Raw genomic sequence first — 13,125 nt, forward strand, 5'->3', positions numbered from 1 at the left:
CAACTAACCAGAACGGAGGAAATCCAATGGACTGGAATCGCGTAGAAGGTAATTGGAAACAGGCTAAGGGTAAGGTCAAGGAACAGTGGGGTAAGCTTACTGACGATGATCTTGACCAGATCAATGGTCGCCGCGAACAGTTGGAAGGCAAGATTCAGGAGCGCTACGGTATCGCTAAGGACCGGGTGAAGTCCGACATCGATGACTGGTACAAGCACCAGCAGTGGCTGTCATAGCCCGCCCAAGCTCTAACGAAATGAAGCCCTGCCCTCTGGCGGGGCTTCATTTTTTCTTGCTTAGCAGCGATCAACGCGCTGAAGCGATGCCGACAGTCCCATAAGCGAGAATGTGTAGCGTGTCTGCGTGCCACGAACCGAAGTGGCCTGCACGTTAACCGAGCGGCCAGACCGCATTGCGTTGATAATGCGCGCCTCATCGCCTTCGTTCTGTGCCCAAGCCCGATTCCCTTCAGTGAAAAATGGGAACTGCGCACCGTCCACCATCACCCTCACCGTGCTATCGGCTTTAAGCTGATAACCCATAACGAGCTGGGGGCTGTAACCGCCTCCAGACTTGGAAATAATGATAAAATTATCGCCATGCCTGACGCCTGCCGGAAGGAAACTCGACGGCACAGTCAAAGCATAGCATTTGTTTCCGGGCAGCTGCGTGTTCTGATAAACGCCCCAATCCCGAAACTCACCAACATGACTTGTTTTAGCCGAAGCCGCGAAAGAACTCGCCACCAACCCTGCAAGCGCCAACGCAACAGTGGTTGTTTTTTTAGTCATTGCCTGAAACCTCCATAATATCGCCAATCACGCAGCATAAAAAATTGTTTCATTGCGTTACTATTTCCTTAACAGACCCCTAAAAAATTGTTGAACAGGTAAAATCGTCGCGGCCACGCGTAATTCGCGCATGAGAAAGCCCGCCTGGCGATTAAACCGGGCGGGCTACAACCGTATGAGCTTATGAAATCAACCAGATTAAATTCGGATTGAAATTCAATTCACTGCTTAGAACACGTTTCGCTCTGACTAAAGCGCACCAGCGCTCTAAAAGCGGAACTGAAGACCGAGAGAGTAGCCAACCTGATTTCCGTCGTCATGGCCAAAGCGCGCATTGATTTCGCTAAAGACGCCGACCTGTTCAGTTACAGCGAGCTGAGCACCAAGCTGCGCACGTCCAAAGTCTTTATCAACATTGCCCAAATCGGCGATACGCACACCGCCATCCGAGAGGCTTGTCAGCTGGATGCTGTCAGGACGACCATCTGCAAACTCATGCACCCACTTCACGCTGGAATATGGACGGAGAACCATTCCATTGCCGAGCGCAATTGTGCCATGCAAACGCCAGCCGATACTGGCCTCGAATGAATCAAACGTTTGTTTGTCATAGCTCATGCCGGTGCGGAAATCGCTGTCTTCGTCAAAGCCGTTGATGCGATACCGCATATAATCAAGACCAGCGACCGGGCCGCTTTTTACGCCGCCCAATGTGAAGTCATGGCCACCCTCAACCCGAGCGCCCCAAGACAAGGCTGACGTATCTGACGAAAGTCGTTGATCGAGTAGCACTGGGCCGTCAATCGCCTGTAGGAATATCGAGCGTTTATTATCGAAGCTGCTACGCCCGATATTCAAATCACCCGCAAGCCAATTTGAGGCGCTGTCTTGAAACAACGCATAAATGCCAGCCTGCCAGTTGTCGCTCTCGATGGAACCCTCGTGGTTGAGCTTATCGTGACTGCGTTGAAATCCGATACTGCCGCCGAAGGTCCAGGAATCGTTGTAACGATAATCACCGAGAAGATTGATGCCCAAACGCGTTGCATCGGATACGCCAGGTAGATCGAAGCCGCTACCGGGATAGATATCGCCTTCGATACTCGCTTCGCCCTTAAACGTCCCGACAGCGCGGTCGCTTTCAAGCAAACTAAGCCAGCGGCGGTTATGGAGGTTAACCAGAGCATCATGCTGACGGCCAAGCTGATCCGACATCTGCCTGATCATCGCGCCGCCTGAAGCTGTCGAAGCAAGAAGGTCGGCGTTGGTCAGCTCCAGCACAAGGCGGGTCAACAGCCGTGAATAATCGCGTAGGCGCTGTTCGACACGTTCTTCGCCAAAGGCGTCCGTTAAGACCTGTTCATTATCGCGCGCCGGATTATGCCAGGTGCTGCCTCCCGGGATCGCTGGATTATCGGTCTGTGTATAGCCATCAAGATCGCCAAGTTCCCAATTGGTTGATTCCATGTAGAGGACCGGAATGCCAAGACCAAGAAAACTATCACCGTCACTACAGCAGCCTGTACCGGCCGGATATGCCGGGTCCAATCCAGGATTGGTGAAGAGCGAGATATTCAGCTCATCCGCAATTCTGAAAATCTGCTCGCGATAAGACGCCAGAGCTGGATTAGCGACGCTGTTGCGGCCTGCATGCGCATACATTTTATCGCCGGTCATCAGACTGTCGATATTGATCATGCCGAGCATGTTGGCGCGCGCTTCAGCGCTTAACGAAGCGACGTAGGCACGCGATCCGCGCAAACCTTCTTCTTCCGCACCAAAGCCAACCACTTCCAACCCGTTTTCAAGCTGGATACCGGCCATGTTGCGCGCAATTTCGGTCAGAACGCCAGCGCCCGACGCATTGTCATCCAGACCCTGCAAGGTAGGCCGACCGAAGAACGTGTCGTAATGCGCGCCCACCACGAGATATTTTCCGGTCGTACCAGCTGCCGAAGCGATTACGTTCTTCGACGCACGGCTGGTGCCGCTAGCTGTCCAATTAAAGTTCTGGATTGATGTTTCATATCCCACACCAAGCCGCGACTGCATCCAGCTGGTTGCAGCTTCAAAATTAGCAGTTCCGCGATATCGGCCCGGATAATCATTTATCAGTTTATCGACTGTTTGATTGGCATATTGACCGTAATCATACGCAGCAGCATCGCTGCTCATTGATACGCCAGCGATCCCAACGGCTACAGCAAGAGCACCAGCAGCGCTGGTAAATGCCGAAGCACGCTTCAGTTTCTTACAATCAGACGCAATAATTCCCGCGGCCTGACCCTCGCCAGACCACCGTCCCATTTTATAACTCACTGTGATTCCCACCTGTTTTTATAGTTCACACAGGAATTTCTAATTAATGAAATACAATGCGTCACGCCGTTATTGCATCTAATCAACACTTAAACTGCGACGTTGTTGATTATGACTACCGTGGTCGAAAACTATTTCAAAACAGCTCACAAGGTTCCTTCGCTTGAGTAAGCGAAACCCATTGAAAATCGAGAATAAGTTTTGTGGAGAAAATGGTGGGCCCGGAGGGACTCGAACCCCCAACCAAGCGGTTATGAGCCGCCGGCTCTGACCAATTGAGCTACAGGCCCACGCAACACTGCACCTACCCTAAAGAAAGATACGACACAAGCTGTCAATTACACGAGTTGCCCTAATGCGCACATATTCGATTGTCATTCATGCAACTCAAGACACGATTCATCTGAATTGAACCGCCAGGTTGCAAATCAACTGCGTTTCAGGCCAGATATTGTGGCGTTTTGCTTTAGAGGGAACTTAAATACACTCAATGACAAAGCAGAAATGGCTTCTCAAGGAGTCTGCTTTGCACAAGCTGCCTCAACTTTCTCTACAGGAGATTTTATGAACAACCGCGCTACTACCCTTCTTGCCACTTCATTTTCGGCAATCATGCTTGCAGGTGCATTTTCACTGCCAGCTGCAGCGCAGGAGAATCACATGACGAAGCAGCCAGCACGCATTGCAGTGACCGGCGAAGGCAAGATGAACTCTGCCCCGGACATGGCAATTCTGAACCTCACTGTATTGCGCGATGCTGAAACGGCGCGCGAAGCAATGACGGCCAATAATGAAGCAATGGCCAAGGTGCTGGAAGCAATGAAAAAGGCCGGCGTCGAGGAGCGTGATCTCCAGACCAGCGGTATCAATATTCAGCCGCGTTATGTCTACCCAGACGACAAGAATGGCCTGAAAGAACCAAAAATAAGCGGTTATAGCGTATCCAACAGCCTGAGCGTGCGTGTGCGTGATCTGGCCAAGGTTGGCAATGTTCTCGATGAATCAGTAACGCTTGGCGTCAATCAGGGCGGCGACCTTACCTTCGTGAACGATAATCCAGCTTCCACGATCAACGAAGCCCGTAAGCGTGCCGTTGCTGATGCGATTGCCAAGGCAAAGACCCTTGCTGATGCAGCAGGCGTTGGCCTCGGTCGCGTCGTTGAAATCAACGAACAGAGCCGACCGCCTATGCCGATGCCGATCGCGCGTCAGGCCAAGATGATGGCAGCCGCTGCCCCTGAGGATTCAGTTCCAGTCGCAGCTGGTGAAAACAGCTATAATGTTTCGGTAAACGTCGTTTTCGAGATCAAGGAATAACGACAAAGAAGGGGCGCTCACGCGCCCCTTTACTCTACCAGTCTAAGACAACAGAAAAAGCCAGCCTGAGTTTCAGGCTGGCTTTTTGTTTAGTCACGAGGTCCGACTAACGGATGATTGGGCAACCGCGTACATTGGCGAATACAACGCCGGTCGGGCGACCATGGCGGAAGCCGCGCACCTGCACTGATTTTCCGCGATAAGCAACGCGTGCGTTACGAATACCCATGCGGTGTGCCTTCATCTTGGCGCCTTCAACCGAGCAGGCCGGACCGCGATAGGCAGGACGTCCATGATGACGATTACCACGATAATCGATGTTGATCACAGGCGAATGCGCTGCGGTGCTGACCGCAGGCACTGATGCAGGCGATGCAGCATTTGCCGAAGCACCAGCGGTGAAGACGGCAGCGAAACCGATTGCAGCAGTGACAACGAATGACTTGAGCGACATTGCGGACATCTTAAAACCCTTTCGAACTTTTATCAGGTGATCTTCACCTGAGACATCCGATAAGTAGGCCATCGAACATGAACGGAAAGCCAAGTTCACGTTCATATAGCGTTCAGTTTGGTAAACACCGCCAAGGACCGATACAACGCATCCTCATAAAAATAATATAAAACACTCACTTAAGTTGAAAGTAGCGCCAAACCAAAATCGCCAAAGACCGAACATTAAACTTACTTAATGCACCCTAATAAGACGATTAATCCAATGGCACCATGTGCTGGATGTATTCTTCTTCATCCTTGAGTTCATGATCAAAAGCCGTCACCTTGCCGCGAACGGAGACGCCGGCTTCGTAGATCGTATCTGGCGAACCTGATACCAGTGGGTGCCACCAATAGAGATCAGCACCTTCTGCAACCAAGCGATAAGCACAGGTAGCCGGAAGCCAATTGACTTCATGAACGATCTCAGGCGTCAGGAACACACAATCCGGCACCGTTTTGCGACGGTTCGGATAGTCGCTGCACTTGCAGCTCTCCGCGTCCAGAAGTGTACAGGCAACAGTCGTCCAGTAGACTTCCTCAGTGTCGTCATCCAGCAATTTATGCAGGCAGCACTGACCACATCCATCGCACAGGCTTTCCCATTCCTGTCGGTTGAGCTGCTCTAGAGATTTGGTTTGCCAGAAGGGTTTCTTATCCATGACGCTGCATATAGTGCAATTAGATACTTTTGGGCATGGGCAAATCGCCGCCCTTCCCTATTGAATGCTGAGCATTCTTGCGTTAGACAACCTTCGTCATCCTTATGACCGTAAGCGTCTTACGTTAGGCAACGCATCAATTTAGCTGGGAACGGCTATCCGCTTTGATGTTTCGTTGCGCGTTCCCCGCATAATATTCAGGAATACATATGTCTCAGTTTAACGGGTCACGCCGCAGAAAACTGCCAGCGCGTTATGCATCTATTGTGATGCCATTCATTCTTTCGGTCATGATGACCTTCGTCGTCTCGCTGATCGCAACGGCGAAAAGCCTTGGCTTTGCCCACCCTGATCTGGCCTATAGCTGGATGACTTCGTGGGCTCTGTCCTGGGCAATAGCCTTCCCGGTCCTGCTTGCCATCCTGCCAGTGGTTCGAAAGATGGTCGGCTTCGTCTGCCACCCGCATTAGAGCGCCGTGCGTCCATTCGGACGCACAAAGGACGCTCTAAACTATCGAATCTACGCATCGTGCTTTCCGAAAATCGATTCCGATCTTCGGGCCGATGCTGTGGAGCGCCGTGCGCCCTTTTGCGTAGGATAATGAGATAATAAATAACTAGGGCATACAAAAAAGCCGCGCAGTGTTCATGCGCGGCTTTTTCAATTTATTGTAGTTCGCTTAGCGGAAGATAGCTTCGCCCTGCTCATCCACGATCTGACGACCCTTATTAAGCGAAATGCTCGCGGCATCTTCAATGCCAGGGCAGCGATCAGCGCGCACAAAGCGATGTTCTTTCAGCTCACCATTGATCGTCTTCGAGATAACACCGCAAACCTGATACTGGCCGCCTTCGCTGTAAGGCGTCGCGATGATCAGAAAGTCTTTGTGTTCAAGACGCCCAGCTTCTTTCGGTGCTGCTGGGGTTTCTTCAACAGAGCCACCGCCAAAAAGACGCTTCAGAAAAGACATAACGCTCCCTCTTTATAAAAATCGCCCGAAACCGTATCCGGCATCGGGCGAGGAGTTATTAGCTGTCGAGGAACGAACGCAGCTTGCGCGAGCGGCTCGGATGCTTGAGCTTGCGCAGTGCCTTCGCTTCAATCTGACGGATACGTTCGCGCGTTACCGAGAACTGCTGACCGACTTCTTCAAGCGTATGGTCAGTGTTCATGCCGATACCGAAACGCATACGCAGCACGCGTTCTTCACGCGGTGTAAGCGATGCGAGAACGCGGGTCGTCGTATCGCGAAGGTTTGCCTGAATGGCCGCATCAATTGGCAGCAGCGCATTCTTGTCTTCGATGAAATCGCCCAGGTGTGAATCTTCTTCATCACCAACTGGCGTTTCAAGCGAAATTGGTTCTTTGGCGATTTTCAGAACCTTGCGCACTTTTTCAAGCGGCATGGCCAGCTTTTCAGCCAATTCTTCCGGCGTTGGTTCACGACCGATTTCATGCAGCATCTGGCGCGAGGTACGAACGATCTTGTTGATCGTTTCGATCATATGCACCGGAATACGTATGGTGCGGGCCTGATCGGCAATCGAACGGGTGATCGCCTGACGGATCCACCAGGTCGCATAGGTCGAGAACTTGTAACCACGGCGATATTCGAACTTATCGACCGCCTTCATCAGACCGATATTGCCTTCCTGAATAAGATCAAGGAACTGAAGGCCACGATTGGTGTACTTCTTGGCAATCGAGATAACGAGACGAAGGTTGGCTTCCACCATTTCCTTCTTGGCGATGGTTGCTTCGCGTTCGCCCTTCTGAACCTGATTGACGATGCGACGGAATTCGCCAATCGAAATCGCGGTTTCAGTAGCCAACATCTGAATTTCCGAACGCAGACGATCAATCGTGCGTTCTTCCTTCGTGGCGAAGTCTTTCCAGCCGCGAGCAGCCAGAGTGCCGACGCGCTCAACCCACTTTGGATCAAGTTCGTGACCCTGATATTCCTTCAGGAACTCTTCACGACGCACGCCAAACGATTCAGCCAGACGCAGCAGCTTGCCTTCGTTCTGAACGAGACGCTTGTTGATGTCGTAAAGCTGTTCAACCAGCTGTTCGATACGGTTCTGGTTCAGCGAAAGCGACTTAACCGCCTTGATCAGCTGATCCTTCAGTTCCTTGTAACGACGTTCCTGGCTGGAAGACAGATCAGCGGCAGCAGCCAGACGGCTTTCAACCTGCTGGTCCTGCAGCTTACGCAGCTTGCGATAGGTATCTGCGATCAGATCGAGTGTTTCCATGACCTGTGGGCGCAGTTCGGCTTCCATAGCCGCCAGCGACAGGTTGGCTTCATCCTCGTCTTCTTCTTCCTCTTCCGCAGGCATGTCACCGCCGACATTGGTAATGTCGTCGTCATCACGCGAACGGCGCGGACCCTTGTCATCACGCGGCTTTTCTTCTTCCACGCGCTCGACAATCGGAGCCTGCTTGGCTTCCGGTCCGGCATAAGTGGTTTCAAGGTCGATGATTTCACGCAGCAGAATGTTGGATTCATTCAGCTGTTCACGCCAGATGATGATCGCCTGGAATGTCAGCGGGCTTTCGCAAAGCCCTGCAATCATCGTTTCACGACCGGCTTCAATGCGCTTTGCGATGGCGATTTCGCCTTCGCGTGACAGAAGCTCGACGGAACCCATTTCGCGCAGATACATGCGCACCGGATCGTCCGTACGATCAGTCGGCTCTTTCTTGGTAGTGGTGGCAGCAACAGCCGTTCCGGTCGATTCGACCAGATCGCCACCTTCTTCATTGTCGTCGTCGCTGTTGTCGTCGCGATCGTTTTCCTGTTCGTCGTCTTCAACGACGTTGATACCCATGTCCGAAAGCATGGCCATCGTGTCTTCGATCTGCTCGGATGTCACTTCCTCGGAAGGCAGCACGGCATTCAGCTCGTCCATAGTGACGTAGCCGCGCTTCTTCGCGAGCTTGATCATCTTCTTGACAGCATCGTCAGAAAGGTCGAGAAGCGGCCCGTCGGTCGCACCTTCGCGCTCGACTTCGGCTTCTTCGTTTTCCTTAACCTTCGTTGCCATATTGCTCGTCTCCAGGCGACACCGGTCGCTTCTAAGATATATAGAGTGGTCAAACGGTTTTGCGAGAGCGCCGTTTAACTGTTGATTCTGCGAATAGCTGATTTCACGTTAATGCCGGATTAACCCTGCCGGTATTAACGGACCCTGTCGTCTCCAAATTCTTGTGGGTAGATCCGGGATCAATGGTCGCCTTCAAGGCCCTGCCCGGTCTTTTACTATCGCCCATCAAGGCTGATTTCAGGAGTCCACTTAGGGAACGTTTATCAATATCAGTTCTTTAATCCTTGCTCGAACTGTCGTGATTCCGTCATTTGTGCCGCACGTCAAGAGCGACTCACCTGATTCGGGTCTAAAAAGCGAATCATTTATTGTCGCGGCGCGTTCTCGGCCCTTTTCAACGCCCCAAATTCCCACAAACCCGCCATTTCCGGCAGTTTGAAGTCTTTCGCCGTTTCCAGGTGATTCGGGGTCTGTGACTTTAAACCGTTACGCGTTTACCTGATTGCAGGCAGCATGACTGAAATCACGAACTTCCCGGTGCGCGTCCCGATGAAAGTCCAAACCCGTCAATGAGGGCTTCGGTTGCTTCTGCCTGAGCAATCTGTTTCTGAATATCAATAAGTCGGGCGAAAATTTCACCCGTTTCATCACTATCAAGCGATGCTTCGACAGCGCGCAACTCCCTATGTAGGGTGCGCGCCCGCTGATGCAAGTGAAGCGCCTGTTTTAAGGCTTCACGAACATCATCCTCGGCGGCCTGCGCCGTGGCCGTCCACTCGCGGGTGCGCCTGACAACAGCTTCAAGCGTCTCGATCAATTCGACATGCCCCGCCGCAACCAGCGCCTTGCGCATCGCATAGCCATCTTCAACATGATTGGAGGCCAGCACATCCAGCATTGCCAGATGCAATACCTTCAAAGCATCGTGCTCAAGATCAAGTGCGGCCATCGTCTCAAAATCTTCTTCGATCAGACGAGGATGGTTAAGCAGCATCAAAACGATTGCCGTTTCGCGCAGCGGCGCGTTGCGGCCTTTGACCATGTTGGAGCGCGTCAGACTGTCAGAAAACGACAGACGACCGCCAAAGGCAGCACCGCCGCGACCTTGCTGAGGGCTTCGCGCCTTATCTTTGCCACGATTAAACGTATTTCCGCCATTATTTTGCCGTCGCTGCCCAAAAAATGCCTGAGCTCTGTCACGCATTTCCTGGCTATAATGGCGCCGAATGTCCTCATTTGCGATGCGGCTGGTGATTTCGCGCAAACGCGCTTCCAGTTCCGCACGGCGCTCCGGGGTGTCGTAAACGCCGCTGGCAGTCTCACGCGTCCAGACCATATCGACCAGCGGTTTGGCATCACGCAAAACGGAATAAAACGCTGACGGACCTTCTGCCTTCACCAGATCGTCCGGGTCCTGCCCTTCGGGAAGCATGGCGAAACGCAACGATTTACCCGGCTGCAACGTAGGCAATGCCAGATCAGCCGCACGATAGGCTGCACGAACACCTGCGCCATCGCCGTCAAAGCAGAGGATTGGTTCAGGACTGATGCGCCAGAGCAATTCAAGCTGCTCTTCTGTCAGTGCAGTTCCGAGCGGCGCCACGGCCTGCTCAATGCCCGCCTGTGCCAGCGCAATCACATCCATATAGCCTTCAACAGCGATGATCGGCTTTGCCGGTTCGCCGCCCTGTGGCTGACACGCCTTGCGTGCACGGAGGCCATTATAAAGAATGCGGCCCTTATGAAACAGCTCGGTTTCCGGTGAATTGAGGTATTTTGCAGGGGCATCAGCCGAAAGCGCACGACCACCAAAAGCGACAATGCGTCCGCGCAAATCCTCAATCGGGAACATGATACGATCACGGAAACGATCATAGGAAACCGCAATGCCTTCACCATGGACAACGAGACCGCAGGCTTCGATCTGATCTTTCGCTATACCTTTGCCCGCCAGAAACTCTTTCAACGCATTGCGCGATTCCGGCGCATAGCCAATGCGAAAAGTCTGCTGTGTTGCGCTGGAAAGTCCGCGATCGCGCAGATAAGCACGCGCCTTTGCGCCTGCAGCAACCTGCAGCTGGCTTTCAAAAAACTGCGCTGCAAGTTCCATCACATCATAAAGCGATGCGCGCTGCGCTTCGCGCTTTTCCATTTCCGGATCGCGCGCGGGCATCGGCACACCGGCCATGTCAGCGACGCGCTCCACCGCTTCAGGAAAGCTTGCACCTTCCAGCTCGGTCAGAAATTTGAAGTGATCGCCGGTTACTCCGCAACCGAAACAGTGGTAACGTCCCTTACGGTCTTCGCAGTGGAAGCTTGGCGTTTTTTCGCCATGGAACGGGCAACAGCCCCAGAAATCACCCTTCGGCGGATTGCTCTTTTTCCGATCAAACGAAACGCGCGTTCCGATCAGCGTCGAGATCGGCACGCGATCTCGGATCTCATCGAGAAAGGAAGGCGGAAAACGCATTACGATTGTCTCTTTCAGCTCAGCAGGCAATTTGTTCTTCAGCATATATAGGCGCGCGCGAACACGCAGTCCATGACACAGAAGCGGCCCTCCCCGCTAATCACAGTCCGCAGTACATAAGGACTGCGTCGCCCGATATGTCATAAAACTGTCACATATCTTTCACATTGAAGCGACGCCGCTTGATTTAGAGGGATTTCAGGCTCATATTCCCTCATTAATATAATTAGCCGGAACATATTTTTTCTCTTTTTGTTGTTTAGACTTAATTGAAAAATTTGATCCCCCAATCTCCAACCCGAAAGGAGTTCCAATGAACGGTTCTCTTGTCCTTTTGCATCTTGCTGGTGCTGTTGCTCTCCTTCTTTGGGCGACCCGCATGGTGCGAACGGGTGTGGAGCGCGCCTATGGTGATCGGCTACGCCGTCGTCTGCGCAATCAGATGCAGAACCCGCTGCTGGCGATAGCCTTCGGCCTTGTCATGGCAATTGCCCTGCAAAGTTCCACCGCAGTCACACTTTTGGTCGGCTCTTTTGTCGGATCAGGCATTGTGAGCGGCGTTGCGGGCTTGATGGCTGTGCGCGGTGGCGAACTTGGATCGGCGCTTGTCGTCAAGATCCTGAGCTATGATCTGACCTTGCTTGTGCCGCTCTGCCTTGTTTCGGGCACCGCCATTTTCATGACCACCGAGCGACGGGACTGGCGCCAGATTGGCCGCATCCTCGTCGGCATCGGCCTGCTCATCATGTCTCTGGAAATGACAGGACAGGCCACCGAGCCGCTGCGTCAGAGCGAGCTACTGCCAATTATCGTAGATTATCTCTCCAGCGATCCGGTGACGACTTATCTTCTGGCCGCACTGATGACCTGGTTGTTCCATTCGAGCATTGCAGGCGTCATCCTGCTGACCACATTCGCGTCCCGGGGACTAATCACGCCGGAGCTTGCAGTTATCATGGTGCTGGGTGTCAATCTCGGCTCGTCCATTATTGCCCCAATTCTGACCCGCAACGCGCCACCCGAAACTCGCGTCGTCCCGCTCGGCAATTTGCTGATGCGCGGTGCAGGTTCGATGATCATGCTGGTGCTGTTTGAAAGCTTCAAGCCTTCGCTCGGTTTCCTCGGCGGCGACCCTGTCTCGCAGGTAGTCAACGCGCATATCCTGTTCAATGTCATCATCATGCTTGCGGGCATTCCATTGTCTGGCCTGGTTCTGCGAGCAACAGAAGCATTGGTGCATCTCAACTCGGACAAGAATGCCCCCGTTCAGCCAATCGAGGTCGAAGAGTACAGCGCGCTCGATAATGCCGTTCTTGACCGCCCTTCGCAGGCGCTTGCCAATGCAACGCGCGAAGTTGTGGGCGTCTGCGACACGATTGAAGTAATGCTGCGCCGCATTATCGACCTTTACGAGAAGCCGGATCAGGCCCGCATTAATGAACTCGCAGCACTCGATGATCGGGTCGACAAGAAACATGCGGCGATCAAGCTTTATCTCACCAGGCTTGCAAGCAAGGATCTTGATGAGTTTGAAGCACTCCGTATGCAGGAGCTGATGGGTGCCTGCGTCAAGCTCGAACAGGTAGGCGACATCATCGTCCGCAACATGCTTGCGCATGTGCAAAAGAAGATGGACCACAATCTCGAATTCACCGAGGAAGGCTGGAAGGAGCTGAGCCACTTCCATGCCATGGTGCTGGCCAACGCGCATATGGCTTTCAACGTGATTGTTTCGCGTGATGGTCGCACGGCGCGCCTGTTGGTTCAGGAGAAAGACAACCTGCGCGATCTCGAAAAGCAGACGAGTATGCGTCACTTCTCGCGCCTTCGCGAAGGCTCAACGCGCAGTATCGAAACAAGCACCATCCATCTCGACACCATTCGCGATCTCAAGCAGATCAATTCATTGCTGGCATCGATGGCATATCCGGTTCTCGAAGAACAAGGACTGCTCAGTGCAACCCGCTTGAAGACAGCGAAACAAAGCTAACAAAAAGCCCCGCAGAAGCGGGGCTTTTTTATT

The 13,125-nt window shown here is 52.9% G+C and carries 11 protein-coding genes and 1 tRNA gene; 4 read left to right on the top strand and 8 right to left on the bottom strand.

What is annotated here, in order from left to right; genetic code table 11:
* Positions 1–26: 26 nt before the first annotated feature.
* Positions 27–236 carry a CsbD family protein gene (locus KMS41_07305; GenBank protein ID QWK76920.1) on the top strand — a complete coding sequence of 70 codons (210 nt, stop codon included), beginning with the start codon at positions 27–29 and terminating at the stop codon, positions 234–236.
* A 60-nt stretch (positions 237–296) separates the two neighbouring features.
* On the opposite strand, the gene KMS41_07310 is transcribed toward KMS41_07305, so the two are convergent.
* The 3 genes from KMS41_07310 to KMS41_07320 all read right to left on the bottom strand — a co-directional run bounded on the left by KMS41_07310 (position 297) and on the right by KMS41_07320 (position 3,400).
* Complete coding sequence (locus KMS41_07310; GenBank protein QWK76921.1) at positions 297–791, bottom strand: nitroreductase family deazaflavin-dependent oxidoreductase; 495 nt, start codon at positions 789–791, stop codon at positions 297–299.
* 267 nt (positions 792–1,058) lie between these two features.
* Positions 1,059–3,098: an autotransporter domain-containing protein gene (locus KMS41_07315; protein ID QWK78808.1), complete on the bottom strand. Its 2,040-nt coding sequence runs from the start codon at positions 3,096–3,098 to the stop codon at positions 1,059–1,061.
* Between the two features lie 225 nt (positions 3,099–3,323).
* Positions 3,324–3,400, bottom strand: a tRNA-Ile gene (locus tag KMS41_07320).
* Between the two features lie 274 nt (positions 3,401–3,674).
* Here KMS41_07320 and KMS41_07325 point away from each other — a divergent pair.
* Positions 3,675–4,427 carry an SIMPL domain-containing protein gene (locus KMS41_07325; GenBank protein ID QWK76922.1) on the top strand — a complete coding sequence of 251 codons (753 nt, stop codon included), beginning with the start codon at positions 3,675–3,677 and terminating at the stop codon, positions 4,425–4,427.
* Between the two features lie 106 nt (positions 4,428–4,533).
* On the opposite strand, the gene KMS41_07330 is transcribed toward KMS41_07325, so the two are convergent.
* Positions 4,534–4,890: an antifreeze protein gene (locus tag KMS41_07330; GenBank protein QWK76923.1), complete on the bottom strand. Its 357-nt coding sequence runs from the start codon at positions 4,888–4,890 to the stop codon at positions 4,534–4,536.
* Positions 4,891–5,137: 247 nt separating this feature from the next.
* Complete coding sequence (locus tag KMS41_07335) at positions 5,138–5,584, bottom strand: YcgN family cysteine cluster protein (GenBank protein ID QWK76924.1); 447 nt, start codon at positions 5,582–5,584, stop codon at positions 5,138–5,140.
* A gap of 209 nt (positions 5,585–5,793) precedes the next feature.
* On the opposite strand from KMS41_07335, the gene KMS41_07340 reads away from it, so the two are divergent.
* Positions 5,794–6,054 carry a DUF2798 domain-containing protein gene (locus KMS41_07340; protein ID QWK76925.1) on the top strand — a complete coding sequence of 87 codons (261 nt, stop codon included), beginning with the start codon at positions 5,794–5,796 and terminating at the stop codon, positions 6,052–6,054.
* A 210-nt stretch (positions 6,055–6,264) separates the two neighbouring features.
* Here the strand turns inward: KMS41_07340 and KMS41_07345 are convergent, their stop codons facing one another.
* From KMS41_07345 to dnaG, 3 genes are all read right to left on the bottom strand, one after another.
* Positions 6,265–6,555 (bottom strand): hypothetical protein, encoded by a 291-nt coding sequence (locus KMS41_07345; protein QWK76926.1) that lies wholly within the window; start codon positions 6,553–6,555, stop codon positions 6,265–6,267.
* A 58-nt stretch (positions 6,556–6,613) separates the two neighbouring features.
* Positions 6,614–8,632 (bottom strand): RNA polymerase sigma factor RpoD, encoded by a 2,019-nt coding sequence (rpoD, locus tag KMS41_07350; GenBank protein ID QWK76927.1) that lies wholly within the window; start codon positions 8,630–8,632, stop codon positions 6,614–6,616.
* Positions 8,633–9,155: 523 nt separating this feature from the next.
* Positions 9,156–11,102 (bottom strand): DNA primase, encoded by a 1,947-nt coding sequence (gene dnaG / locus KMS41_07355; protein ID QWK76928.1) that lies wholly within the window; start codon positions 11,100–11,102, stop codon positions 9,156–9,158.
* Between the two features lie 313 nt (positions 11,103–11,415).
* On the opposite strand from dnaG, the gene KMS41_07360 reads away from it, so the two are divergent.
* On the top strand, positions 11,416–13,092 hold the full coding sequence (locus KMS41_07360) for a Na/Pi cotransporter family protein (GenBank protein QWK76929.1): 1,677 nt from the start codon (positions 11,416–11,418) through the stop codon (positions 13,090–13,092).
* Positions 13,093–13,125 lie beyond the last annotated feature (33 nt).

Origin of the sequence: Ochrobactrum sp. BTU1 (genome assembly GCA_018798825.1) — a bacterium.
Lineage (GTDB): Bacteria > Pseudomonadota > Alphaproteobacteria > Rhizobiales > Rhizobiaceae > Brucella.

Coding starts and splice junctions, on each gene's coding strand:
- KMS41_07345 (QWK76926.1), bottom strand. CDS start 6,555: ATGTCTTTTCTGAAGCGTCTTTTTGGCGGTGGCTCTGTTGAAGAAACC.
- KMS41_07305 (QWK76920.1), top strand. CDS start 27: ATGGACTGGAATCGCGTAGAAGGTAATTGGAAACAGGCTAAGGGTAAG.
- KMS41_07330 (QWK76923.1), bottom strand. CDS start 4,890: ATGTCCGCAATGTCGCTCAAGTCATTCGTTGTCACTGCTGCAATCGGT.
- KMS41_07325 (QWK76922.1), top strand. CDS start 3,675: ATGAACAACCGCGCTACTACCCTTCTTGCCACTTCATTTTCGGCAATC.
- KMS41_07360 (QWK76929.1), top strand. CDS start 11,416: ATGAACGGTTCTCTTGTCCTTTTGCATCTTGCTGGTGCTGTTGCTCTC.
- KMS41_07335 (QWK76924.1), bottom strand. CDS start 5,584: ATGGATAAGAAACCCTTCTGGCAAACCAAATCTCTAGAGCAGCTCAAC.
- dnaG (QWK76928.1), bottom strand. CDS start 11,102: ATGCGTTTTCCGCCTTCCTTTCTCGATGAGATCCGAGATCGCGTGCCG.
- rpoD (QWK76927.1), bottom strand. CDS start 8,632: ATGGCAACGAAGGTTAAGGAAAACGAAGAAGCCGAAGTCGAGCGCGAA.
- KMS41_07310 (QWK76921.1), bottom strand. CDS start 791: ATGACTAAAAAAACAACCACTGTTGCGTTGGCGCTTGCAGGGTTGGTG.
- KMS41_07340 (QWK76925.1), top strand. CDS start 5,794: ATGTCTCAGTTTAACGGGTCACGCCGCAGAAAACTGCCAGCGCGTTAT.
- KMS41_07315 (QWK78808.1), bottom strand. CDS start 3,098: ATGGGACGGTGGTCTGGCGAGGGTCAGGCCGCGGGAATTATTGCGTCT.